This window comes from Streptomyces sp. NPDC059852, from assembly GCF_042731455.1.
Taxonomy (GTDB): domain Bacteria; phylum Actinomycetota; class Actinomycetes; order Streptomycetales; family Streptomycetaceae; genus Streptomyces.
Genome location: NZ_JBHWJK010000023.1, coordinates 42,455 through 68,933 on the forward strand (window position 1 = coordinate 42,455; position 26,479 = coordinate 68,933).

At 71.9% G+C, this 26,479-nt stretch carries 25 protein-coding genes and 1 riboswitch; of the genes, 6 read left to right on the plus strand and 19 right to left on the minus strand.

Annotated elements, in window-relative coordinates:
• The first annotated feature begins 22 nt into the window (after window positions 1-22).
• Together ACFV46_RS25945 and ACFV46_RS25950 are read left to right on the plus strand one after the other, a co-directional pair.
• Window positions 23-1,381, plus strand: a complete 1,359-nt coding sequence (locus ACFV46_RS25945; RefSeq protein ID WP_361935824.1) for an MFS transporter — start codon at window positions 23-25, stop codon at window positions 1,379-1,381.
• A gap of 278 nt (window positions 1,382-1,659) precedes the next feature.
• Complete coding sequence (locus ACFV46_RS25950; protein WP_003977404.1) at window positions 1,660-2,034, plus strand: RNA polymerase-binding protein RbpA; 375 nt, start codon at window positions 1,660-1,662, stop codon at window positions 2,032-2,034.
• A gap of 73 nt (window positions 2,035-2,107) precedes the next feature.
• On the opposite strand, the gene fxsA is transcribed toward ACFV46_RS25950, so the two are convergent.
• From fxsA to ACFV46_RS25970, 4 genes are all read right to left on the minus strand, one after another.
• Complete coding sequence (fxsA, locus tag ACFV46_RS25955) at window positions 2,108-2,662, minus strand: FxsA family membrane protein (RefSeq protein WP_385499922.1); 555 nt, start codon at window positions 2,660-2,662, stop codon at window positions 2,108-2,110.
• Between the two features lie 62 nt (window positions 2,663-2,724).
• Window positions 2,725-3,540, minus strand: a complete 816-nt coding sequence (locus ACFV46_RS25960; protein ID WP_385499924.1) for a polyprenol monophosphomannose synthase — start codon at window positions 3,538-3,540, stop codon at window positions 2,725-2,727.
• A 546-nt stretch (window positions 3,541-4,086) separates the two neighbouring features.
• Window positions 4,087-5,691, minus strand: a complete 1,605-nt coding sequence (locus ACFV46_RS25965; RefSeq protein WP_385499925.1) for an amidohydrolase — start codon at window positions 5,689-5,691, stop codon at window positions 4,087-4,089.
• 57 nt (window positions 5,692-5,748) lie between these two features.
• Window positions 5,749-6,189 (minus strand): Lrp/AsnC family transcriptional regulator, encoded by a 441-nt coding sequence (locus tag ACFV46_RS25970; protein WP_004002750.1) that lies wholly within the window; start codon window positions 6,187-6,189, stop codon window positions 5,749-5,751.
• Window positions 6,190-6,455: 266 nt separating this feature from the next.
• Between ACFV46_RS25970 and ACFV46_RS25975 the strand changes: the two genes are divergently transcribed.
• Window positions 6,456-6,893 (plus strand): hypothetical protein, encoded by a 438-nt coding sequence (locus ACFV46_RS25975; protein WP_062674396.1) that lies wholly within the window; start codon window positions 6,456-6,458, stop codon window positions 6,891-6,893.
• Between the two features lie 426 nt (window positions 6,894-7,319).
• Here the strand turns inward: ACFV46_RS25975 and ACFV46_RS25980 are convergent, their stop codons facing one another.
• Window positions 7,320-8,492, minus strand: coding sequence for an acyl-CoA dehydrogenase family protein (locus ACFV46_RS25980; protein ID WP_361934390.1), 1,173 nt, complete (start codon window positions 8,490-8,492; stop codon window positions 7,320-7,322).
• Between the two features lie 336 nt (window positions 8,493-8,828).
• Between ACFV46_RS25980 and ACFV46_RS25985 the strand changes: the two genes are divergently transcribed.
• Complete coding sequence (locus ACFV46_RS25985; RefSeq protein WP_361934393.1) at window positions 8,829-10,067, plus strand: glycoside hydrolase family 18 protein; 1,239 nt, start codon at window positions 8,829-8,831, stop codon at window positions 10,065-10,067.
• Window positions 10,068-10,126: 59 nt separating this feature from the next.
• On the opposite strand, the gene ACFV46_RS25990 is transcribed toward ACFV46_RS25985, so the two are convergent.
• From ACFV46_RS25990 to ACFV46_RS26010, 5 genes are all read right to left on the minus strand, one after another.
• Window positions 10,127-10,786 (minus strand): TetR/AcrR family transcriptional regulator, encoded by a 660-nt coding sequence (locus ACFV46_RS25990; RefSeq protein WP_385499927.1) that lies wholly within the window; start codon window positions 10,784-10,786, stop codon window positions 10,127-10,129.
• 147 nt (window positions 10,787-10,933) lie between these two features.
• On the minus strand, window positions 10,934-11,074 hold the full coding sequence (locus ACFV46_RS25995) for an SCO1431 family membrane protein (RefSeq protein WP_107115766.1): 141 nt from the start codon (window positions 11,072-11,074) through the stop codon (window positions 10,934-10,936).
• 103 nt (window positions 11,075-11,177) lie between these two features.
• Window positions 11,178-12,548, minus strand: coding sequence for a peptidase C39 family protein (locus tag ACFV46_RS26000; protein ID WP_385499928.1), 1,371 nt, complete (start codon window positions 12,546-12,548; stop codon window positions 11,178-11,180).
• A gap of 233 nt (window positions 12,549-12,781) precedes the next feature.
• The gene (locus tag ACFV46_RS26005) at window positions 12,782-14,236 is read right to left on the minus strand and encodes an amino acid permease (RefSeq protein ID WP_385499957.1); all 1,455 of its coding nucleotides are present in this window, start codon (window positions 14,234-14,236) and stop codon (window positions 12,782-12,784) included.
• A gap of 123 nt (window positions 14,237-14,359) precedes the next feature.
• On the minus strand, window positions 14,360-15,313 hold the full coding sequence (locus ACFV46_RS26010; RefSeq protein WP_361934405.1) for a hypothetical protein: 954 nt from the start codon (window positions 15,311-15,313) through the stop codon (window positions 14,360-14,362).
• A gap of 266 nt (window positions 15,314-15,579) precedes the next feature.
• Between ACFV46_RS26010 and ACFV46_RS26015 the strand changes: the two genes are divergently transcribed.
• The gene (locus ACFV46_RS26015; protein ID WP_376729735.1) at window positions 15,580-16,209 is read left to right on the plus strand and encodes a uridine kinase; all 630 of its coding nucleotides are present in this window, start codon (window positions 15,580-15,582) and stop codon (window positions 16,207-16,209) included.
• 429 nt (window positions 16,210-16,638) lie between these two features.
• The gene (locus ACFV46_RS26020; RefSeq protein WP_385499930.1) at window positions 16,639-18,498 is read left to right on the plus strand and encodes an AAA family ATPase; all 1,860 of its coding nucleotides are present in this window, start codon (window positions 16,639-16,641) and stop codon (window positions 18,496-18,498) included.
• Between the two features lie 24 nt (window positions 18,499-18,522).
• Here the strand turns inward: ACFV46_RS26020 and ACFV46_RS26025 are convergent, their stop codons facing one another.
• The 9 genes from ACFV46_RS26025 to ACFV46_RS26065 form a co-directional block, all read right to left on the minus strand.
• Window positions 18,523-19,611 carry a hemolysin family protein gene (locus tag ACFV46_RS26025; RefSeq protein ID WP_361934411.1) on the minus strand — a complete coding sequence of 363 codons (1,089 nt, stop codon included), beginning with the start codon at window positions 19,609-19,611 and terminating at the stop codon, window positions 18,523-18,525.
• Window positions 19,608-20,933 (minus strand): hemolysin family protein, encoded by a 1,326-nt coding sequence (locus tag ACFV46_RS26030; protein ID WP_376729718.1) that lies wholly within the window; start codon window positions 20,931-20,933, stop codon window positions 19,608-19,610. Before ACFV46_RS26030 ends, ACFV46_RS26025 begins: the two co-directional genes overlap by 4 nt.
• 223 nt (window positions 20,934-21,156) lie before the next feature.
• Complete coding sequence (locus ACFV46_RS26035) at window positions 21,157-21,621, minus strand: PH domain-containing protein (RefSeq protein WP_361934514.1); 465 nt, start codon at window positions 21,619-21,621, stop codon at window positions 21,157-21,159.
• A gap of 32 nt (window positions 21,622-21,653) precedes the next feature.
• Window positions 21,654-22,505 carry an ATP phosphoribosyltransferase gene (hisG, locus tag ACFV46_RS26040; RefSeq protein WP_385499932.1) on the minus strand — a complete coding sequence of 284 codons (852 nt, stop codon included), beginning with the start codon at window positions 22,503-22,505 and terminating at the stop codon, window positions 21,654-21,656.
• Between the two features lie 48 nt (window positions 22,506-22,553).
• On the minus strand, window positions 22,554-22,826 hold the full coding sequence (locus tag ACFV46_RS26045) for a phosphoribosyl-ATP diphosphatase (RefSeq protein ID WP_361934420.1): 273 nt from the start codon (window positions 22,824-22,826) through the stop codon (window positions 22,554-22,556).
• Between the two features lie 34 nt (window positions 22,827-22,860).
• The gene (gene ribH / locus ACFV46_RS26050; RefSeq protein ID WP_004002733.1) at window positions 22,861-23,346 is read right to left on the minus strand and encodes a 6,7-dimethyl-8-ribityllumazine synthase; all 486 of its coding nucleotides are present in this window, start codon (window positions 23,344-23,346) and stop codon (window positions 22,861-22,863) included.
• Window positions 23,347-23,371: 25 nt separating this feature from the next.
• On the minus strand, window positions 23,372-24,736 hold the full coding sequence (locus ACFV46_RS26055; RefSeq protein WP_385499934.1) for a bifunctional 3,4-dihydroxy-2-butanone-4-phosphate synthase/GTP cyclohydrolase II: 1,365 nt from the start codon (window positions 24,734-24,736) through the stop codon (window positions 23,372-23,374).
• Complete coding sequence (locus ACFV46_RS26060; RefSeq protein WP_364921350.1) at window positions 24,733-25,374, minus strand: nicotinamide mononucleotide transporter family protein; 642 nt, start codon at window positions 25,372-25,374, stop codon at window positions 24,733-24,735. The genes ACFV46_RS26055 and ACFV46_RS26060 overlap by 4 nt, the downstream gene beginning before the upstream one ends.
• Window positions 25,371-25,988, minus strand: a complete 618-nt coding sequence (locus tag ACFV46_RS26065) for a riboflavin synthase (RefSeq protein ID WP_086868032.1) — start codon at window positions 25,986-25,988, stop codon at window positions 25,371-25,373. The genes ACFV46_RS26060 and ACFV46_RS26065 overlap by 4 nt, the downstream gene beginning before the upstream one ends.
• A 146-nt stretch (window positions 25,989-26,134) precedes the next feature.
• Window positions 26,135-26,265, minus strand: a riboswitch (FMN riboswitch).
• Between the last annotated feature and the right edge of the window lie 214 nt (window positions 26,266-26,479).

Below are 26,479 nucleotides of genomic sequence, written 5' to 3' on the forward strand. Positions count from 1 at the left end.
CACGGGGAAGCGAGGGCACGGGGTGGGCATCGAGACCGTGCGCACGGGGGCGGCCGACGAGGCCGCCGGACGGCGCCGCGAACAGCGCGGCTGGTACTTCTACGACTGGGCGTGCTCCGTCTACTCGACGAGCGTGCTCACCGTGTTCCTCGGCCCCTATCTGACATCGGTCGCCGAGGCGGCGGCGGACGCGGACGGCTTCGTCCATCCGCTGGGCATCCCCGTCCGCGCGGGGTCGTTCTTCGCGTACTCGGTGTCCCTGTCGGTCGTCGTGGCGGTGCTGGTGATGCCGCTCGTCGGGGCGGCGGCCGACCGGACGGGGCGCAAGAAGCCGCTCCTGGCGGCCGCGGCGTACACGGGCGCGGCGGCGACCACGGCGATGTTCCTGCTGGACGGGGACCGCTATCTGCTGGGCGGTCTGCTGCTCGTGGTGGCGAACGCCGCGCAGTCCGTCGCGATGATGCTCTACAACTCCTATCTGCCGCAGATCGCCGCCCCCGAGGAGCGGGACGCGGTCTCCTCCCGGGGCTGGGCGTTCGGCTACGCGTCGGGCTCGCTGATGCTGGTCGTGAACCTCGCCCTGTATCTGGGGCACGACTCCTTCGGGGTCTCCGAGGGCATGGCGGTCCGTATCTGCCTCGCCTCGGCGGGTCTGTGGTGGGGCGGGTTCGCGCTGGTCCCGCTGCTGCGGCTGCGCGACCGGGGACCGGCCGCCGAGCGGGCCGCCGGGCAGGGCACCGCCTCCGGGTTCCGGCAGCTCGCGGCGACCCTGCGCGACATGCGCCGGCACCCGCTGACGCTCGCCTTCCTGCTGGCCTATCTGGTCTACAACGACGGCATCCAGACGGTGATCACGCAGGCGTCGGTCTACGGCTCCGAGGAGCTGGGACTGAGCCAGTCCACTCTCATCGGGGCCGTGCTGCTGGTGCAGATCCTCGCGGTCGCCGGCGCGCTGACCATGGGACGTCTGGCGCGGGTCCACGGGGCGAAACGGACGATCCTCGGATCGCTGGTCGCCTGGACGCTCACGCTGGCGGCCGGGTACTTCCTGCCCGCCGGGGCTCCGGTGTGGTTCTTCGTGCTGGCGGCCGGGATCGGCCTGGTCCTGGGAGGCAGCCAGGCGCTGTCGCGGTCCCTGTTCTCCCATCTCGTGCCGCCCGGCAAGGAGGCCGAGTACTTCTCGGCGTACGAGATGAGCGACCGGGGCATGAGCTGGCTGGGTCCGCTGCTGTTCGGTCTGACCTATCAGCTCACCGGGAGCTACCGGGACGCGATCATCTCGCTGGTGGCCTTCTTCGTGATCGGATTCATCCTGCTCGCGCGGGTACCCGTACGGCGGGCGATCAGCGACGCGGGCAACCGCGTCCCGCCCACGATTTAGCGTTCGGAGTGAAAGGGCGGTAGTGTACGCGTTTGGCCTACCAGGCGTACCGTTACTGCGCGTCAAAGATGCCGAAACGCTGGGTCACATCTCCTCGCAGATGTGACAAACCGGGCGCCGGTGGGTACGACATTGGTCAGCAAGGCTGCGGCTACGACGGCGACGCATGACCCGGAACGTGACTCGGAACGGGAATCTTTACCGCCGACCGGACGTTGACCGGATGACGACGACAGCGACACCTGTCCTGTGGGCGACAAGCCCGGGAGGCACGATTCATGAGTGAGCGAGCTCTTCGCGGCACGCGCCTCGTGGTGACCAGCTACGAGACGGACCGCGGCATCGACCTGGCCCCGCGCCAGGCCGTGGAGTACGCATGCGAGAAGGGGCACCGGTTCGAGATGCCCTTCTCGGTCGAGGCGGAGATTCCGCCGGAGTGGGAGTGCAAGGTCTGCGGAGCCCAGGCACTCCTCGTGGACGGCGACGGCCCTGAGGAGAAGAAGGCCAAGCCCGCGCGTACGCATTGGGACATGTTGATGGAGCGGCGTACCCGCGAGGAACTCGAAGAGGTCCTCGAGGAGCGTCTCGCCGTTCTCCGGTCAGGGGCGATGAACATCGCCGTTCATCCCCGGGACAGCCGCAAGTCCGCCTAGCGGACACCGGCTACGAGCGCGCATACACCGCAGGTGCCCTACGGCACCTGCGGTTTTGTGCGTCGTCCTCTTCTCAGCGCGTCAGCGGCGGGCGGGGCTCCTGGGGCTCGTCCCCGGGCCGCTCGCGGATGACCTCGCCCTGCACGACCTTGCCGTCGGGGCGGTGGATGCGCGCCTGCTGAAAGGCGTCGCCGAACGACCCGGCCCCCGCCTCGCGCAGCTTGCGGTCGAAGGTCCGCTCCGCGTAACGGCTCACCACCTTCTGCACCGGCGGGATCAGCAGGAGCAGTCCGAGCGCGTCGGAGAGCAGACCCGGCAGCATGATCAGCAGGCCGCCCAGCATCATCAGCCCGTTGCCCCCGCCGCGCTCCGGGGTGCCGCCGCGCTGGAGCGCCTCGTTGAGCGCCTGGAAGGCGCGCCGGCCCGCCCGCTTCACGACCACCGAGCCGAGCACCAGCCCGGCGACGAGCAGCAGGAAGACCGTGAGCCCGCCGGCCTCGCCGGCGACCACCGTCAGCAGCCAGATCTCCAGCACCAGCCACGCGGCGACGCCCAGCGGCAGGAAGCCGCGCAGACGGGAGCGCCGGGGCCGGGCGGGTGAGGTGGGGGTCGGTGCGCCAGTCGTCATGCGTCCAGTGTGCCTGGGCCCGGTTCAGAGCGGTATAAGAGGGCGGCCGGGGCCGCCCGCGCCTACGCCTGCTTCCCCTTGGGCGCCGACGGCTTCCCCCGGCTCAGGAGCTTGCCCGCCCGCTCCTGCGCGCCCCAGGTGGTGACCCGCCACAGCGCCTCGACCAGGATGTCGCGGCTCATCTTGGAGTCGCCGAGTTCGCGCTCCACGAAGGTGATCGGGACCTCGACGACGTGGTAGCCGGCCTTCACGGCACGGCGGGCCAGATCGACCTGGAAGCAGTAGCCCTGGGACGCGACGTCGTCCAGGCCGAGCCCCTCCAGGGTCTCGCGGCGGAAGGCGCGGTAGCCGCCGGTGATGTCCCGCAGCGGCAGATCCAGGGCGAGACGGGAGTAGAGGCTGCCGCCGCGCGAGATGAACTCGCGGGACTTGGGCCAGTTCACCACCCGGCCGCCCGGCACCCAGCGCGACCCGAGCACCAGATCGGCCGCCTTGAGGGCGGTCAGCAGACGCGGCAGCTCCTCGGGCTGGTGGGAGCCGTCGGCGTCCATCTCGATCAGCACGCCGTAGCCGTGCTCCAGGCCCCATCGGAAGCCCGCGAGATAGGCCGCGCCGAGGCCCTCCTTGCCCTTGCGGTGCAGGACCCGGACATGGTCGTCCTGGGCGGCCAGCTCGTCCGCCAGCTTGCCCGTGCCGTCGGGGCTGTTGTCGTCGGCCACGAGCACGTGCGCGTCGGGGACCGCTTCGCGGACCCGGCCGACGATGCTCTTGATGTTCTCCGCCTCGTTGTAGGTCGGAATGATCACCAATGCCGTGCCGAGCGGCCCGAACTGTCTCCCCCGGTCCTGTGCCGCGAGGGTCCCGTCGCCGTCGTTCACTGCTGCCCCTTCATGTCCGTACGCAGAGCACCACCATAGTGGGCGCGGCCTGCGCCGACGTGACAGCACGGGCGTACGGCGCCATGGGATGCGCGAGCGGGGGGCCTCGCACGGAGGACGGCGGTGCGCGGCCGTCTGCGGATGGGGGCCCGGCGCCCTTCGGGCCGACCTGGGACCCGCCGGCTGCGGGTCGACCTGAAGCCGTTGTCTACTGAGCGCCCGGGCCCCACCCGGGTCACACCTCCCCGGCAGGCCGGAACGATCCGTCGTCGCCGCGCCGGCGCTGAGCCTGGCTCCCAGTGGCGGTGCGCCGATGCGGCACACCGTCCCTGACCCAGCGGCGTTGCGACCGTTTCCCGGAAGTTCCCCGGTGGTCTGCTCGGGCGTCCGGTGGTGGACGCCGCCGAACCTACCGGCCCCGGACCTCCGCCTGTCAACAGGCGTGCGACCTGCGGCTTTTCGGAAGCGTCCCAGGTCAGCGCCGAGGATTCCCAGGTCGTACGAGGCACCGGCGCGCACCGCGTCCGCGCACGCCACCCCGGTAGATCACTCGCCCGGCCGTACGAAGACCGTGCGTCCGCCGATCACCGTGCGCAGACAGACCGGCAGGTCACGGCCCGGAGAGAGGTCGGGAAGGCCGGGGGTGCCGGAGCGCGGGTCGGTCGACCAGCGCGCGACCCGGTCGTCGGGCGCCTGGACCACCAGAGCGCCGGTGCGCCACACCGCGTAGTCCGCGGGCGCGCCCGGCACCAGGAGGCCCGCGTCGTCCCGGCCGACGGCCCGCCAGCCGCCCCGCGTGTGCGCCGTGAACGCGGCGCGCACGGACACCCGGTGCTCCGGCGTGCGGTGGAAGGCGGCGGCGCGGACCGTGCCCCAGGGGTCCAGGGGGGTGACCGGGCTGTCCGATCCGAACGCGAGCGGCACGCCGGCCCGCAGCAGGGCCGCGAACGGGTTGAGCGCACGGGCGCGTTCGGCGCCCAGGCGCTGGGCGTACATCCCGTCCTCGCCGCCCCACAGCGCGTCGAACGCGGGCTGCACGGAGGCGGTCAGACCGAGTTCGGCGAAGGCGGCGACGGTCTCGGGGGTGAGCATCTCGGCATGCTCGATCCGATGGCGGGCGGCGCGGATCCGGGCGAGGCCGACCTTGTCGGCGGCGGCGCGCATCCCGTCGACCACGGCGGTCACGGCGGCGTCCCCGATCGCGTGGAAGCCCGCCTGGAGGCCCGCCTCGGTGCAGGCGACCACATGGGCGGCGACGGCGGCCGCGTCCAGGTAGGCGGTGCCGGTGTGCGCGGCGTCCTGGTAGGGCTCGTGCAGACAGGCCGTGTGCGAGCCGAGGGCGCCGTCGACGAACAGGTCCCCGGCGGCGCCGGCGGCGCCGAGCTCGCGCGCCTTGTCGACGTCCTGTTCGGCCCAGTAGCCCACGACGCGGGGGCCGGGCTCCGACGCGGCGAGCCGGAGCAGGCCCGTGAAGTCGTCCTCGGAGGAGATGTCGGGCCCGCCGCACTCGTGGACGGTGCCGATGCCGAGGGACGCGGCGTGCGCGAGGGCGGCGCGCTGGGCCTCGGTGCGCTGGGCGCCGGTCAGGGCGGCCAGCGCGGTGGCGCGGACGGCGTGGTGGGCGTCGGCGACGAGCGGGGCGTCCGGCGCGCCGGTGGCGCCCGGCGTCATCTCGAGCAGCGCGGTCGTGACGACCGCCGAGTGGACGTCGATCCGGGAGAGGTACAGCGGACGGCCGCCGGTGGCCTCGTCGAGTTCCGCGCGCGTCGGGGGACGGCCGCCGGGCCAGCGGGCGGCGTCCCAGCCGTGCCCGAGCAGGACGCGGTCGCCGGGGCGCGCCGCGGCGAAGTCCCGCACCAGGGCGAGGGCGGCCTCCAGGGAGGGGGCGCCGGACAGGTCGAGGCCGGTCAGCGCGAGGCCGGTGGCGGTGGTGTGCACGTGCGCGTCGGTGAACGCGGGGGTGACCAGCGCGCCGTCCAGGTCGACGACCTCGTCCACGCCGTCCGCGAAGGCGTCGGCGGCCCCCTCGGAACCGACCCAGGCGATCTGGCCGCTCTCCACGACCATCGCGGTGGCGAAGGGGTCGGCGGGGCTGTGGACCTCCCCCCGGCGGAGGAGGACGGTCTGCGGCTGGGCGGAGGACTCACTCATAGGAACAGTCTCGCGCCTCGCCGGGCCGCCTTCGGACCGGGGTCGCCGGTGCGGCGGTCAGATCCTCGGCGGCCGTGCCTCGTACGGGGTGGAGAGCACCACGGTCGTCCGGGTCGAGACGCCCGCCAGCGACCGCAGCCGGGCGAGCAGCTCCTCCAGCTCGTGCGGGGTGGCCACCCGGACCTTGAGGATGTAGTTCTCGTCGCCGGCCACGCTGTGACAGGCCTCGATCTCGGGGACGCCCGCGAGCCGGTCCGCGATGTCGTCGGGGGCGCTGGGGTCGAAGGGTTTCACCGAGATGAAGGCGGTCATGGGCAGTCCCACGGCCTCCGGATCCACGACCGCGGCATAGCCGCGGATGACACCGCGCTGCTCCAGCCGGCGCACCCGCTGGTGCACCGCCGACGTGGACAGGCCGGTGGCCTTGCCCAGGTCGGTGTAGCTCATCCGCCCGTCCTTGACGAGCAGCTGCACGATCTGTCGGTCCAGCTCCTCCATGGCATGAACCTACAGGGATCGTGATCTCCTCGGATACCTCGGCGGCCCAGGTCATGGCCGGTTCGTGATGTCGTCGCCGGGTCGCCGCCGGTCCGCCGGGGGACAAACCGGCCGCCGTGGGCACCTGCGGACGGCATGTGACGAAGGCCACAGGCGTCGAGCAGGCTCCGTGATGGCGCCGTGATTAACGCCGTGGACCTGAGGGAAGTGCTTGCTGTGGTCGAGGCCGCAGCGCCTGAACGGCCCAGCCCGAGGGGGAGAATCCCATGCAGAGTCTTAAGCGTCCCGGTCGAACGGCGCCCAAGCGCCGGCAGCTTGTGGTCGAGCCCGCTCCGGAGGGCGTCGAACCCGACGCCCTGGAGGACGACGAACTCGACGCGTACGACACCTTCGAGATGTACCGGGTGATCTGCCCGGACTGCGCGCAGCCCATCGCGCTGCTGGCGGACGAGGAGGTCCTGCCGGAGCACGCGCTGTGCGCCTCGCCGTGGAACCCGTTCGGTCTCACCGTGTGCGCGGGGACCGGCCGCCTCGCCTCCGAGGCCCGCTCCGCGGACGAGTCGGCGGAGCCGCAGGAGCAGGACACCGCCCTGCTGCTGACGCTCCCTCAGGGACTCGACTGGCGGACCCAGCCCTTCTCGCACGTCGGCGGTCCGGGCTCGCGGCCCATGCGGGTGCCGGTCATGCGGCGCCACGCCGCCTGAGCGAGCGCTCCGCGTCTGATCCTCGTCGCCCCCGCGCCATGGCTCTGTTCTGTCCGCCATGGTGCGGGAGTTGCGTATGAGGACCGTCAACCACCGTGCCGTTCGGTTGTGTTGACCCGACGCGCCGCCGCGCGCCGCATGGGTGCGTCCGCGAACTCACGCCCGATTTACGGCAGCGGTGACTTGTCCGGCGACCTCCGCGTTGCCCGGGTATGCCCTCCACCTACTCCGCGACCGGGCCCCAGCGGCGCGTCTTCGTGCCGCGTCCCGCAGGAACGCTTCAGCCGCCGGCGCCGCCCCAGCAGCCGGATCCGCCCATCTACCGCGACCTGATGCGCATGTGGGCGGACCGCGGCCGGACGCTGCCCGGGCACCACGACCCGGAGTGGATCCGGCTCGCGGCGCCGCAGGTCAAGCGTGGCCAGTTCAGCGTGACTCGGGACCCGCTAGGTGACGGGCGATGACCATCCGCTGAATCTGGTTGGTGCCCTCGACGATCTGCAGGACCTTGGCCTCGCGCATGTACCGCTCGGCCGGGAAGTCGGCGGTGTAGCCGTAGCCGCCGAGGACCTGGACGGCGTCGGTGGTGACCTTCATCGCGGTGTCGGTGCAGTGCAGCTTCGCCATGGCCGCCTGCTTGGCGAACGGCCTGCCCGCGTCCTTCAGCCGCGCCGCCGCCAGGTACAGGGCGCGGCCGGCCTCGATCTGGGTGGCCATGTCGGCGAGCAGGAAGCGCAGGCCCTGGAAGTCGGCGATCGGCTTGCCGAACTGGCGGCGCTCGGTGGCGTACGTGACGGCCTCGTCCAGTGCCGCCTGGGCCACGCCGATCGCGCAGGCCGCGATGCCGAGCCGTCCCGAGTCGAGCGCGGACAGGGCGATGGCGAAGCCCTGGCCCTCCTCGCCGAGGCGCCGGTCGTCGCCGACCCGGACCCCGTCGAAGTGGACCTGCGCGGTGGGCGATCCCTTCATGCCCATCTTCTTCTCGGGCGGTGCCGCGCTCACCCCGTCGGCGTCGCCGGGCACCAGGAACGCGCTGATGCCGCGGGGGCCCTCCTCGCCGGTGCGGGCCATGACGGTGTAGAAGTCGGCGATGCCGCCGTGCGTGATCCACGCCTTGGTGCCGGTGATCACCCAGTCGTCGCCGTCGCGGACCGCGCGGGTGCGCAGGGAGGCCGCGTCGGACCCGGACGCCGGCTCGGACAGGCAGTAGGCGCCGAGCAGGCCGCCGCCGAGCATCGCGGGCAGGTGCTCGACCTGCTGCTCCTTGCTGCCGTAGGTGGCGAGGGCGTAGGAGGCCAGGGTGTGCACGCTGACGCCGAGCCCGACGGTGAGGCGGGCCGAGGCGAGCTCCTCCAGGACCTGGAGGTAGACCTCGTAGGGCTGGTCGCCGCCGCCGTACTCGCTGTCGTAGGGGAGGCCGAGCAGGCCGGACTCGGAGAGCAGGGTGAAGACCTCGCGCGGGAAGCGTCCCGCGTCCTCCTCCTCGGCCGCCCTCGGGGCGATCTCACGCTGCGCGATGTCGCGGACGAGCGAGATCAGGTCCCGGGCCTCGTCCGTGGGCAGTTGACGGTCCACCGTCTGCGGGGCGCGGTCGGGCATGGCGACGATCCTCCCTGTCGGGCACGTCGGCGGACGTGTCGCCTTGGGTGCGGCGGCTCCGCCGGGTCTCTCTGAGCCCAGTCCGATGCTCGCCGACTCCGGGTCTCGGAGGCTGCTGACCAGCGGCTGTGCGCAGTGAGTATGCCCGATCGGACGCATGCCGTCACCAGTTAACGACCGCTCACTCCACAACGTGTCCAGCACGTTATCGCGGCCCGGAATTGGTCCGAACCATTGACGTACTGGTCTAGTCCTCCTACCTTGACGGGGCGGTTCATCATCGCGTTCATGCCAATCGGCCCAGCTTCCCTCTCCCCCCACGGAGGACGCACCCCGATGCACATTCCGCACCCCCCACGCCCCCGGCTCCTCGCGCTCGTGTCGGCCGCCTGCGCGGCGGTCCTCGGCGCCGGGCTGCTCGCCGGCGCAGCCCCGGCGGGCGCCGAGCCCGCCTCCGCCCCGAAGCTCTCCGCCGGCTCCAAGGTCGTCGGCTACTTCACCGAATGGGGTACGTACGACCGCAAGTACTACGTCAAGAACATCGAGACGTCCGGTTCGGCGGACAAGCTGACCCACATCAACTACGCCTTCGGCAACGTCACCGGCGGCAAGTGCGCGATCGGCGACTCCTACGCCGCGACGGAACGCACCTACACCGCCGCCGAGTCGGTGGACGGCGTCGCCGACACCTGGGACCAGCCACTGCGCGGCACCTTCAACCAGCTGCGCGAGCTGAAGAAGAAGCACCCGGGCCTGAAGGTCCTGTGGTCCTTCGGCGGCTGGACCTGGTCGACCGGGTTCGGTGAGGCCGCCCGCAACCCGGCCGCGTTCGCGCAGTCCTGCTACGACCTGGTCGAGAACTCCAAGTGGGCCGACGTCTTCGACGGCATCGACATCGACTGGGAGTACCCGAACGCCTGCGGCGCCACCTGCGACACCAGCGGCCGGGACGCGTTCAGGAACCTCATGTCGGCGGTCCGCGCCAAGTTCGGCTCCGGCAACCTGGTCACCGCGGCGATCACCGCGGACGCGACCAGCGGCGGCAAGATCGACGCCGCGGACTACGCGGGCGCCGCCCAGTACGTCGACTGGTACAACCCGATGACGTACGACTTCTTCGGCGCCTGGGACGCCGCGGGCCCCACGGCTCCGCACTCGGCGCTGACCTCGTACTCCGGCATCCCGAAGGCGGACTTCCACACCTCGGCGACCATCGCGAAGCTCAAGGGCCTCGGCGTCCCGTCGTCCAAGCTGCTGCTCGGCATCGGCTTCTACGGCCGCGGCTGGACCGGCGTCACCCAGGCGGAGCCCGGCGGCACCGCGACGGGCGCGGCGCCCGGCACCTACGAGGCGGGCATCGAGGACTACAAGGTGCTCAAGGCCAAGTGCCCGGCGACCGGCACGGTGGGCGGCACGGCGTACGCCAAGTGCGGTGACCAGTGGTGGAGCTACGACACCCCGGCGACCGTCGGCACGAAGATGACCTACAAGGAGCAGCAGGGCCTCGGCGGCACCTTCTTCTGGGAGCTGAGCGGCGACACGGCGAACGGCGAGCTGATCAAGGCCATCAGGTAACCGGTCCGACGGGGGACTCGGGGCGGAGGACCACGAGCCTCCGCCCCTTGCCGTGCGGGTCAGCCCTCGCGGCGGGCCGCCTGCGGGGCGCGGTAGGCGGGGTCGAGCTCCTCGATGGCGCGCAGGGCGCCGCCCAGGGTCTTCACCAGCAGCTCGCGCATCGTGTCGCGGGGCAGTTCGGGGTGGTCGATCCAGTCGAGGGTGGCACCCTCCACGCTGCACACCCAGGCCAGCAGGCCCATGCGGGCGAGCGGGGCGATGTCGGCGCGGCCGTACGCGCCCTCCGCGATGGTGGCGACGATCGCCTCGCGCACGCCGTCCCGGACGGAGTGCACCTCGGTGTCGAAGCCGACGCCGCCGCTGACGATGGTGCGGTAGGCGGCCTGGTTGTGCTCGGCGTAGCGCAGATAGCTGTCGATGGTGCGGTGCACCCGGTCGACGGCCTCCAGTTCGCCGCCGCTCGCCGCGAAGGTGACGAGTTCGGCCACGGAGTCCTGGATGATCGCGAGGTAGTAGCCGCGCTTGGACTGGAAGTAGTAGTAGATGAGCCCCTTGGCCACATGGGCTTGCCGGGCGATGTCGTCCATGGAGAGCGCGTCGTAGGACGTGTCGGCGAACAGCTTCCGCCCGATGGCGATGAGTTCGGCACGGCGCGCCATGGAGCGTTCGGTGCCGCGGGCCCTGGGACGGGCCACGTCGCGCTGCTGACTCATATTCAATTTCGACCCTGTTATCCAACGGGCGGCGGGACATCCGGCAGTATGGCAGACGGGCGCCAGCTGCTTGTTCGAGTGTGATCGAGGCTGACGGGTCCGCTCACGGCGGGGTCGGTATATGTCCGGCCCGGTGGCCCGATGTGGGTCAGCTCACAGCAGTCCGAGCTGGGTGACGAGCATCGCGAGCACCACGACGAGGGTCCAGCCCATGAGGTGTTCGAGGATCTTGGGGCCGTCTTCCCGGGGTCCGCCGGTGCGGACGCGGCCCGCCGAGGTGGAGTGCGCGGTCATATGCGCCACCTTGCCACCGCCGGCGCTTCCTGCGGCCGAGACCTTGCTCACAGCGACAGGGCCCCGGTCGCCCGGGGCCCTGCCACGGTCGCGTGGGGCGAGGTCAGCGCACGCCCACGGCGGCCAGCGCGGCGCGCTGGCGGGGCGTCGGCCGGGCCGGGAAGTACAGGTAGCAGACGCCACCGGTGCCCGAGACGACCTTGCCGCTCGCGTTGTAGCGCTTGGTCCGGAGCCAGATGTTCTCCCACTCGCGCCGCCGGTAGACCCGGCGCACCGCCTCGTTGGTCGGTGAGTTGGGGTCGTTGGCGATCACGTCCCCTTCGGCGGTGAACCCGACGACGGTCATGAGGTGCCCGGCGGTGCCGTACCCCGCCCCGGTCAGCTCCTCCTTGAGGAAGGACTGGGACGTTATGGCCGGGATGCCGGCGGCGATCAGCGTCTCCAGGTCCGTCAGCGAGCCGAGCCGGGTGACCACACCCTGGAGGCCGTCGAAGGTGGCCGCGTAGGCGGCGTTGAACGGCCAGTTCCCGCAGCCCTCGTACTGGTGGTCGTAGGTGAAGCGGGCGGCGTGGCAGACCTGCGGGTCGCCGTACGCCGGGTCCACCCAGGACAGCTGCTCAGGGGTGAGCCTGCCGCCCCAGTACTCGATGATCATCTGCGAGGAGGTGGGGCTGCACCAGGCCTCGCCGCCGTTGTCGTACTCGGGGTACTGGCCGACGTGCAGTTCCTGCGAGTAGCGCGGGACGGTCAGCTCACGGGCGATCCCGGGCTTCGAGGCCGGGACGGTGAAGCGGTCCGGGACGTCGGAGCCCATCGCACCGGCCCGCCAGACCTTCGGCGTCACCTTGGTGCCGGGCGTGCGGTACAGGGTCAGCCGCAGCCGGTACGAGGCGAGGCGCAGCCCGGTCGCCGGGTCGTCGATCGCGAAGGTGTCCGTCCAGATGCTGCTGCGGCCGTCGCTCTGGTCGTCGACCGAGGTGCGCCGGATGTCCTGGTCGCCGGCCGCCCAGCGGCCCATCACGTACCAGGGGGTCGCCGTGCCGTCGGAGTAGGTGCCCTTGAGCTCGATCTGGAGCCAGCTCCCGGCGGGCGTGTGCGCGTTCCAGGAGGCGATCACCTCGGTCGCCGGGACGGCGAGGCGGTGGACGGGGGACGTCCAGGTCGCGTACTCCCAGCGGGCCTTCGTCCCGGTGTGCGGATCCGTGTACTCGGTCGTGCCCGCCGGCGTGCCGATCACCAGGCCGGGGCGGGAGCCCGCGACGGCGCGGGCGCCCGCGGCCGTTCCGCCGCGCCAGTCCGTGTACGAGGTCCAGGCGCGGTAGTCGACCTGGCGGGCGGCGGTGCGGTCGGTGTCGGCGCCGGCCTCAGCGGCGGCTCCGGCGGCGGCGGTCGCGGAGCCCGCGGTGCCGGTGAAGGCTGCGGCCACCGCTGCCGCCAGAACGATTCTGCGGGACGGTTGTTCGGCTGTGCTCATGGGCGGGAGACCCCCAGGTGTCGAGTCGGGTGGGTCCGGTGCACGGGTGTGCGCCAACTATGGCCGTCCCGGGCGGCGTCTGCCAGCACTTCGACCCAGGGCGCGCCTGCCAATATTGGTCTCGACCACTGGCATGACCTGCGGTTGTCCGCGGGGACACCCTTGGCGTGCGCACGGAGGGGCGGGCGTCCCGTGTGCCGCGTACACCGGGACGGCGTACGCGGCACACCCCCTCAGACGAGGTCCATGGCGGCGACCTCGTCGGGACGGCCGTAGCTCACCGGGCCGTGGAAGCGGCGCCGCGCCGAGGTGAACCACCACAGCGTGGCCACGCCCAGGACGGCGGCGAGGACGACCGGGGCGTAGTTGAACGAGGTCACCGTGACCGGCGCGGCGTGCGGCAGCACGAACAGGACACTGCTGAGCACGATCCAGGTCACCGCGACCGTCCCGACCGGGCGGCCCCAGCGGCCCAGGTGCCAGGGGCCGGGCTCGAAGGCGTCACCGAGCCGCAGCCGCAGCAGGATCGGGATGCCGTAGGCGAGGAAGAGCCCGACGACGTTGACGCTGACGACGGCGGTGAACGCGGTGTGCGACCACCAGCCGGGCAGGACCAGCACCAGCGAGCAGCCGACGGCGAGCCAGACCGCGTTGACCGGGGTGCGGGTGCGCGGAGAGACCGAGTGCCACCAGCGGGACCCCGGCATCGCGCCGTCCCGGGAGAAGGCGAAGATCTGCCGGGCGTTGCTGGTGAGGTTGGCCAGTCCGCAGAACAGCATCGCGCCGATCACGATGAGCAGCAGCGCCTTCGCGGCGGCCAGGCCGACCCCGTCGATGAGGACCCGTACGGCGGGGGCGTCGGAGGCGGCCACCCGGTCGTAGTCCCGCATGCTGTAGACGAGGGCGCACATCAGGACGAGGCCGGCCAGCGCCGAGGACGCTATCGAACGGGTGATCCCTTTTGGTGCGTTGACGGTCGCCCGGACGGTCTCCTCGGACATGTGGAAGCTGCCGTCGAAGCCGGTGAAGGTCCAGCTGGTGACCAGCAGTCCGAGCATGCCGCCGTAAAGGCCGCTCGTGAAACCGGTGTTGTTGGCGAAATGCGTGACGAACGACGCCGGCTGGTGCCGGTCGGGCACGGCGGCGAGGGCGGTCACGATGACGGCCAGCCCGCACAGCAGCCACCACACGGAGATCCGGTTCAGCACGGCGACCAGCCGCACGGTGTACGTGTTGGCGAGCCCCTGCGCCACGATGATCAGGGCCGTGAGCAGCACCGTCCGGTGGCCGGTCGGCTCGTAGCCCGGCCACTGCAGGGCGATCAGGGCCTGCAGGAAGGTGGCGGCGGCGTACCCGGTGGCGGCCGTACCGCCGACCTGGCCGACGAAGTTGAGCCAGCCCGTGTACCAGGACCAGGCGCCTTTGTGCCGGCGGGCGAGTTTCCCCGCGGAGAAATACAGGGCGCCGCTCGTCGGATAGGCCGAGGCGACTTCCGCCATCGATGCCCCCACGAAGAGCACCATGACGGACACGCCGATCCAGCCGAAGACGAGAATCGCGGGACCGCCCGCGGAGAGGCCGAATCCGAAACCGGAGAAGATTCCGGCGACCACATTGATGACGGTGAACGATATGGCGAAATTGTCGAACGCCTGAAAACGACGTGTGAGTTTCCTCGGATAACCCATCGCGTGCAGGGTCGCGTCGTCGTCCAGCGCGATCGGATCCGCTGCCCCGCGCGCCCGGGCACGCGGGGCCGGTATCCGTGAGGACACGGTTCTGACCTTCCTCTGGGTGGGGGGTGGAGGCCGTCAGGCACCGGGGACGGGCAGACCGCAGGCGCGGCGCGCCCGGGACAGCTCGTCGGCCGGGTCGCCGAAGACGGCCCAGGGCATGCGCGAGGCGTACGGCCCCATGGCCGTGAACGCCGTCCGCGCCTCCTCCGCACGCCGGGCCATGACCAGGGCGTGCGCGAGGTACGCGAGGTCGAGGACCGGCGTGAAGGCGTAGTCGGCCACCGTGGGCAGCCAGTCGTGGTGCAGGGCGACCGCCGTGGCGCGCCACTGCGGCTGCTCCCAGACGCGGCCGGCGAGCAGCCGGGTGGGGTCGTAGCACTCGACGAGGGCGACCAGCGGCAGCAGTCCCAGGGCCGAGCCGGCCGGGGCCCGCTGGCCGAGGAAGGCGGCCACGTCCCAGGCGGCGGTCAGGGAGCCGCCGTGGCGGGGGAAGAAGCAGGCGAGGAAGCGGTGGTGGGCCTCGCGGTGCCAGGGGTCGAGCGACAGGACGTGCGCGAACAGGCGCCAGGGACCGGGCGGCGCGGTGAGCAGGCCCCTCGGCGCCGTGTCGCGCAGCCGGTGCAGGCGGGCCATCGCCAGCTTCGCCACCCAGGGCGTGGGGTCGGCGGGGTCGGCCCGCGCGGCCCGGTCGCAGGCGGCCAGCGCGATCCGCTCCAGGGCCTCGGCCCGCGGGTCCCGGGCGTCGGCCGCGCGCAGGGCCCGCACCACCGCGACGCGCGCCCACAGCAGCCTCGCCTCCGGGCCGGGCTCCTCGGCGAGCCAGCGCTCCACGAGGTCGGAGTCGGCGGCCTCCGAGGCGAGCACCAGCGAGCGGTGGGCCCGCAGCGCGAAGTCGCCGCGGGTCTGTGCCAATGCCTCGCGGGCGCCCAGATATCGGCCGGCGCGCACCTCGACGCAAACCCGCGCGAGCACCCGGTCGTCGGCCGCCGGATGCCACACGTACTGCCCCTCGAATAACCCAGCGGTCATCTGTCCCGGCCCATCCCCCGTTGTGACACCTCACCGTTGCGCACCTGGCACCCTACTCAGCGTCGCCCGTCTCCGGAACATGGATTTCACCCGTGGTGGCCGGAGTTTTTCGACGGCAATGATGAAAACTGGGAGTAGTTCAAAGCGACACGTTTTCCCATCACGTCCGGACTCGATTCCGGCCGCGCACTAGAATGTGCCGGGGTGTCGCACCGGTACTCCCTCCGTTCCCTCCGCTCCCTCCGACCTCGACTTCGGGAAGAACGATTCACGAGCTCGCCTCCCGGTTGCGCCGGCTGCCCCCCTCCTGCGGTCCGGTCCGCCTGATCGCCGTCGACGGGCACGCCGGTTCCGGAAAGTCCACGTTCGCCGCCGAGTTGGCGCGCTCCCTCGGGGACGCCCCGGTCCTGCACCTCGACGACATCGCCAGCCATGACGAGCTGTTCGGCTGGACCGCGCGCCTGACCGCCCAGGTGATCGAGCCGTTCGCCCGCGGCGGGACCGCCCGCTACACCCCTTACGACTGGCGCGCGCGGCGCTTCGGCCCCCCGGTCGCCCTGCCGCCCGAGCCGGTGGTCGTCGTCGAGGGGGTGGGCGCGGGCCGGCGCGTCCTGCGGCCGTATCTCGCCCGGCTGCTGTGGATGGAGCTGCCGGCCGACGAGTCGTGGGCCCGCGGCCGCGCCCGCGACGGGGAGGAGCAGCGGGAGTTCTGGGACGGCTGGGTCACGGCGGAACGCGCGCACTTCGCCGCGGACCCGTCCCGGCCCTTCGCCGACCTCCTGGTCCGGCGGAAAAAGGAGGGGACGACGGGATATGAGGTGACTCCCGGGCCTGCTGCGACCCCTGGAACGAACCGCTCCGTCACCCACCGTGACGACCCATCGGCAATGTGCTGACCTTGTGAAGAGGGCCCCTCGGCGACTTCCCGGAGTGCCCCAACTCGGCTTGACCCAAGGGCCGTACAGGTCTTACGTTCTGAATGTGCGGTCATGAGAAACCGCTCTCCAGACGCGAAGCCCCCGGTTGTTCCCCCGTGATCGGGGGCTTCGTTCTGCCCGGACGCCGTTTCCCGGGCGCCGAGAGGGGCGATCCGATCACCCTCGGTCACCGCCGCGCGCTCCCCGATGTGCTCCCACCTCCCCCGATGGCCTGTGCGGCACCCTGGGGCGCGCCACGCCCCCGCAGGTACGATGCCCCTGGTGCGACCTACGGACGGCTGCTCTGCGCACCGTGACAACTCCGGTCCGCGGTACGGCGGTTCGATACCGGCGGCCGGGGGCGAGCGGTCGGTCAACCGACGGGGGGCACGGTTTGTGGGGGACGTGATGGACTTCGGCACGCGGGGCCCCGAGGCCCCGGCCGACCTCGCCTGGCTGCGAGGTGTGGACGCGTACACGATGGGGGCGTATCCGCAGGCGGAGGAGGAGTTCCGCACCGCGGTGCGGATCGATCCCGGGATGGCCGACGGCTGGCTCGGCCTGCACGCGCTGCGGGTCGACACGACGACCGCGCTGCTGCGGATGTTCCGGCACCGGGACCGCTTCGGGGAGCAGCGCGCCCGGCACCGCCGTACGCTCAACTCCTGGTACTGGCTGGGCTGGTGGGTGCAGCCGGTGCTGGAGAGCCCGCGCGATCTGCTGCTGGCCCACGCCTCGCACTGGCTGGACGGACGGCACGTCCCCGAGCTGGACCGCGCGCTCGCCGGGCTGCCGCCCGTGGACACCGACCACCAGGTCCGCTTCCTGCACGCCTGCCGGGCCTATCTGGTCAAGGACTGGGAGCAGCTCGTCCGGCACACCGACCCGCTGCTCGACGATCCGATGCTCGGCATCGAGGCCGGTCTCTTCGGCGGCATGGCACGGGTGCGGCTGGAGATGTACGGGCAGGCCGAACCGCTGCTGTCGGCCGCGCTGATGCGGTGCCGCAGCGAGCAGCCGCAGCGCAAGGAACTGCGGTACTGGCTCGCCCGGGCGCACGAGGGCACCGGCCGCTCGGCGGCGGCGCTCCCCCTGTACCGGGCGGTGCACCGCGTCGACCCGGCCTTCATGGACACCTCGGCCCGGCTCGCCGCCATCGCCGAGGGCGACGGATACGACGACAACGCCGACCTGGCCGCGATCACGCTGGCCGGGTTCGGGCAGGACGTCGACGGCACCGACGGGCTCGACCCGCTGTTCGGCGTCGAGGGACGCGACCTGAGGCTGCCGGACCCGGAGCCGCCGGCCGCTCCCCTGCCGTCGGTGGCGGACCCGGCGGTGCGGGAGAAGGCGGCCGTGTCGTCGCAGCCGCTGCCCGCCGGGCCGACCGACCCCGCGTTACTGGAGGAGGCGCTGACCGAACTCGAGCGCATGGTGGGGCTGGAGCCCGTCAAACGCCAGGTCAAGGCGCTGTCCGCGCAGCTGAACATGGCGCGGCTGCGGGCCGGGCAGGGCCTGCCGGTGCAGCCGCCCAAGCGGCACTTCGTCTTCTCCGGCCCCTCCGGCACCGGCAAGACCACGGTCGCCCGCATCCTGGGCCGGGTCTTCTACGCGCTCGGGCTGCTCGGCGGCGACCACCTCGTGGAGGCCCAGCGCGCCGACCTGGTCGGCGAGTACCTGGGCCAGACCGCCGTGAAGGCCAACGAGCTCATCGACTCGGCGCTCGGCGGGGTGCTGTTCGTGGACGAGGCGTACGCACTGTCCAACACGGGCTACGGCAAGGGCGACGCCTACGGCGACGAGGCCCTGCAGGTGCTGCTGAAGCGGGCCGAGGACAACCGGGACCACCTGGTCGTCATCCTGGCCGGCTATCCCGAGGGCATGGACCGGCTGCTGGCCGCCAACCCCGGGCTGTCCTCCCGGTTCACCACGCGCGTCGACTTCCCCTCGTACCGCCCCCTGGAGCTGACCGCGATCGGCGAGGTGCTCGCCGCCGAGAACGGCGACCTGTGGGACGAGGAGGCGCTGGACGAGCTGCGGTCCATCGCCGGGCACGTGGTCGACCAGGGGTGGATCGACGAGCTCGGCAACGGGCGGTTCCTGCGGACCCTTTACGAGAAGAGCTGCGCCTACCGGGACCTGCGGCTGTCGGCCTACCCGGGCGCGCTGACCCGGGAGGAGCTGGCGACGCTGAGGCTGCCCGATCTGATGCAGGCGTACGGCGAGGTGCTGTCGGGGCGGGGGCCGCAGGACCCGTCGGCGCACTGACGGGTCCCGCGGCCTGCGGCCGGCTCAGCCGGCCAGGGCTCCCTCCGGCTCCCCCGTGCCGATCCGGGGAGCGGTCACCCGTACCTCCGGCAGCTCCCGGTGGGCCGGGTCGCGGACCTCGCCCACCAGCAGCTCCAGCACGTCCTCCAGGGCGGCCAGGCCGAGGACCCGGCCGGAGGCGTCGGCCACCTGGGCCAGATGGGTGGCGGCCCGGCGCATCACCGTCAGGGCGTCGTCCAGGGGCAGTTCGGAGCGCAGGGTCGTCATCGGGCGCCACAGGTGCTGCGGCACCGCCCGCTCGGACTCCTCCAGGTCCAGGACGTCCTTCACATGCAGATAGCCCATGAAGGCGCCGTTCTCGGCCGCGACCGGGAACCGGGAGTAGCCGGTGCGGGCGGTGAGGGCGACGATCTGTCCGGGGGTGACCGAGGGGCTGACGGTGACCAGCGACTCGCGCCGGAGCAGGACGTCCGTCACCGGGCGCGAGCCCAGCTCCAGGGCGTCCTCCAGGCGCTCCTGCTCCTCGGGGTCGAGGAGTCCGGCCTGGCCGGAGTCCTCCACGAGCCGGTTGAGCTGCTCGCTGGTGAACACCGCCTCGACCTCGTCTTTCGGCTCCACGCGGAACAGCCGCAGGATCGCCTGCGCGACCGCGCCCAGGGCGACCGTGATCGGCCGGCAGAAGCGGGCGAAGTACACCAGGCCGGGGCTCAGCCACAGCGCGACCCTCTCCGGTGCCGCCATCGCCAGGTTCTTCGGCACCATCTCGCCGATGACCAGGTGGAAGAAGACGACCGCGGCGAGCGCGATGACATACGTCAGCGGATGGATCATGCCGTCCGGCAGCCGCACCCACTCGAACACCGGCTCCAGCAGATGCGCCACCGTCGGCTCGGCGACCGCGCCGAGCGTCAGGGAGCAGACGGTGATGCCGAACTGGGCGGCGGCCATCATCTGCGGCAGATGCTCCAGGCCGTACAGCACCTGGCGGGCGCGGGCGGTGCCGAGCGGTTCGACCTGGCTGCGGCGGACCGAGACCAGGGCGAACTCGGCGCCCACGAAGAAGCCGTTGGCGAGCACGAGCAGGGCGGCGAAGAGAAGTTGGAGCACGCTCATCGGGCGACCTCCACGACGGCGCCGGTGCGCACCAGCCGGACCCGTTCGGCCCGGTAGTGACCGACCCGGCGCACGGACAGCCGCCAGCCGGGCAGCTCCGCCTTGTCTCCGACGGCCGGGATCCGGCCGAGCAGGTCGGCGACCAGTCCGGCGACGGTCTCGTACGGCCCCTCAGGCACGTCGAGACCTATGCGCTGGAGGATGTCGACCCGGCAGCTGCCGTCGGCGTCCCAGGCGGGCCGGCCGTCCTCGGGCGGGGCCGCGGCGAGTTCGGGCAGGTCCTGCCCGTCGTGCTCGTCGCGGACCTCGCCGACGATCTCCTCGACGATGTCCTCCAGCGTCACCACGCCGGCCGTGCCGCCGTACTCGTCGACGACGACGGCGATGGGCTGCTCGCTGCGCAGCCGGGCGAGGAGGGGCTGGACCGGCAGGGTCTCGGGGACCAGCAGGGCCGGCCGGGCGATCCGGCCGACGGGGGTGCGCAGCCGGTCGCTCGAGCGGACCGCGAGCGCGTCCTTGAGATGGACCATGCCGACGATCTCGTCGATCCGCTCCCGGTAGACCGGGAAGCGGGACAGGCCGGTGGCGCGGGTGAGGTTCACCACGTCCTCGGCCGTGGCCGACGACTGGAGGGCGCTGACCTTCACCCGCGGGGTCATCACGTGCTGCGCGGTCAGCTCGCCGAGGGACAGGGTGCGGACGAACAGGTCCGCGGTGTCCTGCTCCAGGGCGCCGGCCTGGGCGGAGTGGCGGGCCAGGGAGACCAGCTCGCCGGGGGTGCGGGCGGACGCCAGCTCCTCGGCGGGCTCGATGCCCATGGCCCGCACGAGCCGGTTGGCGACGGAGTTCAGCGCGGCGATCACCGGGCGGAACAGCCGGGCGAAGACGTGCTGGGGTCCGGCGACGAAGCGCGCGACCTGCAGGGGCCGCGACACCGCCCAGTTCTTGGGCACGAGCTCGCCGATCACCATCTGCACGGCCGAGGCCAGCAGCATGCCGACGACGACCGCGACACCGGACACGGCCCCTTCGGGGACGCCGATCGCGCCGAACGGGCCGCCCAGCAGCTGGGCCAGGGCCGGTTCGGCGAGCATGCCGACGACCAGGGAGGTGATGGTGATGCCGAGCTGGGTGCCGGAGAGCTGGAAGGACAGTTCCCGGAGGGAGGCGACGACCCGGTGGGCCCGTCGGTCGCCCTCGGCGGCGGCCTTCTCGGCGTCCGTGGCCTCGACGGTGACCAGGCCGAACTCGGCGGCCACGAAGAAGCCGTTGGCGAGGATGAGGAGGAACGCGGCTGCCAGGAGCAGCAGGGGGGTACTCATGATGCCGCCGCCCCGGTATGTCGGGGGCGGGCGGCGCAGGTACTACAGGACGATCCGTCCATCGCTGGAGGGAATCACTCCTCGGGTAGCAGGGGCCTTCGAAGGACCGGGCGGACCCACGAGAGGCGGAGGCGTCGAAAAAACGCCTCCGCCAACAGATTAATCAAGACCGGGGCACTTGCGGCAGGGCGAACGCCCCCGAGTGCGCCCCGATGGGGGTCGGTCAGCCCTGACGGCCCTGAGGGCCCTCGGGGTCCTGGACGGCGCGGGTCTCGGCGAGGGCGCGCAGGGCGCGGGCGTCGGCGATGGCCTTCTCCTTGGCGATACCGGGCTGGATGCCCAGCGCGGGCAGGCTGGTTCCGTCGCTGAGGTCGAGGAACACCCAGGGGTCGCCGGGCCGCAGGTTCACCCGGACGATCTCGGCCCAGGCCAGCCGGCGGCGGGACGCGATGTTCACCACGGTGACGCCGGCCTCGTCGGCGACCACGCGGACGCGCGCCAGCTGGGCGAGCACGCCGAACATCAGGGCGCCGGTGAGGACGAAGCTGAGCCGCTCCCCCGGGCCGAGCTTGTCCAGCAGAAGCGCGACCGCCGTGATGACGACGAAGATCGCGACGCCCGCGCTGAGCAGGATCGCGCGCGTGCGCCCCGGCCGGAAGGTGACGGGGAGGGTGGGCAGCTCGGACATGACGGGGCTCTCGGAGGACATCTCGGTGGGTGTCAGAGGCGGCAGGCGTGGATGGCCGTGGTCAGGATGGCGCGGGCGCCGATGTCGTACAGGTCGTCCATGATCCGCTGGGCCTCGCGGGCGGGGACCATGGCGCGGACGGCGACCCAGCCCTCGTTGTGCAGCGGCGAGACGGTCGGCGACTCGAGGCCGGGTGTGAGGGCGACGGCCTTCTCCAGCTGCTCCACGCGGCAGTCGTAGTCCATCATCACGTACGTCCGGGCGACGAGGACGCCCTGGAGGCGGCGCAGGAACTGCTGCACCTTGGGGTCCTCGGCGTCCGCGCCGGTACGGCGGATGACGGCGGCCTCGGACTTCATGATCGGGTCGCCGACCACCTCCAGGCCGGCGTTGCGCAGCGAGGTGCCGGTCTCGACGACGTCGGCGATGACCTGGGCGACGCCGAGCTGGATGGCGGTCTCGACGGCGCCGTCGAGGTGCACGACGGAGGCGTCGATGCCGTGGTCGGCGAGGTACTTGGCGACGATGCCCTCATAGGAGGTGGCGATCGTCTTGCCCTTGAGGTCCGCGAGGTCGCCGCCGACGGTGCCCGGCTTGGTGGCGAAGCGGAACGTGGAGCGGGCGAAGCCGAGCGGCAGGATCTCCTCGGCGTCGGCGCCGGAGTCGATCAGCAGGTCACGGCCGGTGATGCCGATGTCGAGCTGGCCGGAGGCGACGTAGATCGCGATGTCGCGGGGGCGGAGGTAGAAGAACTCGACCTCGTTGACCGGGTCGACGATCCGCAGTTCCTTGGACTCCCGCCGCTGCTGGTAGCCGGCCTCATGCAGCATGTCCGCCGCAGGGCCGGAGAGTGAACCCTTGTTGGGGACGGCGATGCGCAGCATGAGGTCGGCTTCCTTCGTTGGCTCGGCGGTGGGGTGGGGTGGTGGTGCTCAGAGGTGGGCGTAGACGTCGTCCAGGGAGATCCCGCGGGCGACCATCATCACCTGGACGTGGTAGAGCAGCTGCGAGATCTCCTCGGCGGCGGCGTCCTTGCCCTCGTACTCGGCGGCCATCCAGACCTCGGCGGCCTCCTCGACGACCTTCTTGCCGATGGCGTGGACGCCCTTCTCGACGAGTTCGGCGGTGCGGGAGGTGGCGGGATCGCCCTGGGCGGCCTTGTGCTGGAGCTCGGTGAAGAGCTCCTCGAACGTCTTCTTGGACATGGTGACGCTCAGCCTATGCCACATGTGCCGTTCGTCAGCGCCAGGGTTCGGATACTGAGCGCAGGGTCGCCGCCGTCGCCACGGCCGCGGTCACCGCCTCGTGCCCCTTGTCCTCGCTGGAGCCCTCGATGCCGGCCCGGTCGAGGGCCTGCTCCTCGGTGTCGCAGGTGAGCACGCCGAACCCGACGGGCACGCCGGTGTCGACCGACACCTGGGTGAGGCCCTGGGTGACGCCCTGGCACACGTACTCGAAGTGGGGGGTGCCGCCGCGGATGACGACCCCCAGGGCCACGATCGCGTCGTAGCCCCGGCCCGCGAGGACCTTGGCGACGACCGGGAGCTCCCAGCTGCCGGGGACCCTGAGCAGGGTCGGCTCGTCGATCCCCAGGTCGTGCAGGGCGCGCAGCGCGCCGTCGACCAGTCCGTCCATCACCTTCTCGTGCCACTGTGCCGCGATGACGGCGACCCGCAGGTCACCCACATTGCGTACGGACAGCTCCGGTGCGCCCTTGCCGCTCACGTTCTCGTGTCTCCTCGGTGTGGTCTTACTGGGTGGTGCAGGTGGACAGGGCGGACGGGGCCGGGACCGCGGGCTCGGGGTCCAGCCAGGGCAGGTCGTGCCCCATCCGGTCGCGCTTGGTGCGCAGGTACCGCAGATTGTGCTCGCCCGCCTGGACGGGCATCGGCTCGCGCTGGCCGACCTGGATGCCGTGGGCGAGCAGCGCGTCGGACTTGTCGGGGTTGTTGGTCAGCAGACGCACGCTGCGCACGCCGAGGTCGGCGAGGATGCGCGCGCCGGCGCCGTAGTCGCGGGCGTCGGCGGGCAGGCCGAGTTCGAGGTTGGCGTCGAGGGTGTCGCGGCCGCGCTCCTGCAGTTCGTAGGCGCGCAGTTTGGACATCAGGCCGATGCCCCGGCCCTCGTGGCCGCGCAGGTAGACGACGACACCGCGGCCCTCGTCCTGGATGCGGTCCAGCGCGGCCTCCAACTGGGGTCCGCAGTCGCAGCGCTGGGAGCCGAAGACGTCACCGGTGAGGCATTCGGAGTGGACGCGGACCACGACGTCCTCGCCGTCGCCGATCTCACCGTGGACGAGGGCGACGTGTTCGACGCCGTCGACGGTGGAGCGGTAGCCGTAGGCCGTGAACGTGCCGTGGGCGGTGGGGAGATGGACCTCGGCCTCGCGCCGGACGGTGGAGTCGGCGGCGAGCCGGTCCTCGTCGGGGGCGGTCGGCTGCACGGGCTGGGGGTGCTCGGACTCGCGGCGGTAGGCGACGAGGTCGGCGATGGAGACGATCGTCAGGCCGTGCTTGCGGGCGAACGGGATCAGCTCGGGCAGCCGCAGCATCTCGCCGTCCTCGCCGGCGATCTCCACGATGGCGCCGGCCGGGCGCAGTCCGGCGAGCCGGGCGAGGTCGACGGCGGCCTCGGTGTGCCCGTTGCGGACGAGGACACCGCCGGGCCGGGCGCGCAGCGGGAAGATGTGGCCGGGGCGGACGAGGTCCGAGGGCCGGGCCGTGCCGCTCGCCAGGAGCTGGAGGGTGGTGGACCGGTCGGAGGCGGAGATGCCGGTGGTCACGCCGTGCTCGCCGGAGGCGTCGACGGAGACGGTGAACGCCGTCTTCATCGACTCGGTGTTGTCCGCCACCATCTGGGGCAGTTCGAGCCGGTCGAGCTCGTCGGGCTCCATGGGCGCGCAGATCAGTCCGCGGCACTCGCTCATCATGAAGGCGACGATCTCGGGCGTCGCGTGTTCGGCGGCGATGACGAGGTCGCCCTCGTTCTCGCGGTCCTCGTCGTCGACGACCACGACGGGGCGGCCGGCCGCGATGTCGGCGACGGCCCGCTCGATCGGGTCGAGTCGGAGGTCCTCGGCGCTCTCGGCGCTGTACAGAATCGGTGCCGCGGTCATGCCGGCGCTCCTTCCAGGACGGGCCGCGCGTCGTTGCGGGAGCGCAGCCACCAGTCGCGCATGCCCCACAGGACGAGTGCGCCGTAGATGACGTAGACGAAGCCGGAGAAGGCGTAGCCGTTGGCGAAGTTGAGGGGGACGCCGACCAGGTCGACGAGGAGCCAGGCGAACCAGAACTCGACCATGCCGCGCGCCTGGGCGTACATGGCGACGACGGTGCCGACGAAGATGTAGGCGTCCGGCCAGGGGTCCCAGGACAGCGTCGGGTACGCCTTGAACAGCAGCGCGACCCCGACGGTGCCGATGGCGGCGGCGCCGAGCATGGCCGCGCGCTCGGGCCAGGTGGCGAAGCGGGGGGCGATGTGGCCGTCCTCGCCGCGGCCCTTGCCGCGCTGCCACTGCCACCAGCCGTACAGGGCGACGACCATGACGACGGCCTGCTTGCCCGCACTGCCGGTGAGGTGCCCGAAGAAGGCGCCGAAGAGGATCAGCCCGGCGAGGAACTGCACGGGCCAGGTCCACAGGGAGCGCCGCCAGCCGAGGGCGAGGGCGGCCAGGCCGAAGAGGTTGCCGATCATGTCCGACCAGAGGATGTGCTGGCCGAACAGCGTGAACGCCTCGGAGTTCAGCGAGTTCACCGCGTGGCCGTCCCTTCGGAGGAGAGGCGGTCGCCCAGCATCCGCTCGACGTACTTGGCGATGACGTCGACCTCGAGGTTGACCGGGTCGCCGGGCTGCTTGTGGCCGAGCGTGGTCAGGTCGAGGGTGGTCGGGATGAGGCTGACGGTGAAGAAGTCGGCTCCGGCCTCGACGACGGTGAGGCTGATGCCGTCGACCGTGATGGAGCCCTTCTCCACGACGTAGCGGGAGAGGTCCGCGGGCAGGGAGATCCTCACGATCTCCCAGTGCTCGGAGGGGGTGCGCTGAAGGACCTGGCCGGTGCCGTCGACGTGTCCCTGGACGATGTGCCCGCCGAGGCGGTCGCCCACGGCGGTGGGCCGCTCCAGGTTGACGCGGGAGCCCACGGTGAGGGCGCCCAGGCTGGAGCGCTTGAGGGTCTCGGCCATGACGTCGGCGGTGAACTCGTCGCCCTCGTGGTCGACGACCGTCAGGCAGACGCCGTTGACCGCGATGGAGTCGCCGTGCTTGGCGCCGTCGGTGACGACAGGGCCGCGCAGTCGGAAGCGACAGGCGTCGCCGAGGGTCTCGACGGCCGTGACGTGGCCCAGCTCTTCGACGATTCCGGTGAACACTTCCCGGGTCCTCCTGCCTCATAGGGGCACGGACTCCGGGGCTGTCGATGACGACAGAATGTACGAGCGAGGGCACTGGGGGCGACGCCGGACGAGGGTCCGCCCCATGGACGAACCGGTACGGCGGCGCGCACAAGGCTCGCCCGCCGCGCACTGCCTCCCATCCGGACTTTAACCGTCGGTCCAGGAATTTCACCTGGTCAACCGGTCGCTGGAGGCGACCGGGTCGCGGACTGTAACCGCCGGTTCGGACTTTCACCGACCCCGGAGTGCGCTGCTTGTGGTACATGGCCAGTGTGCCACGACCGATGGACGTCCATACGGGCGAAGGGTGTGGGGTGGCTCACAGGACACTTCCCCGGACTTTCCAGGCGAGCGGCGAGGCTCTCAACTCCCCCGCGCCGGCGGAGCTTTGCGATTGGTCCATACCTATTGACGCTGTGGTCTAGTCCTCTCTACTGTCAGCGGTGCGCGGCGGGGACTCGGCGCCC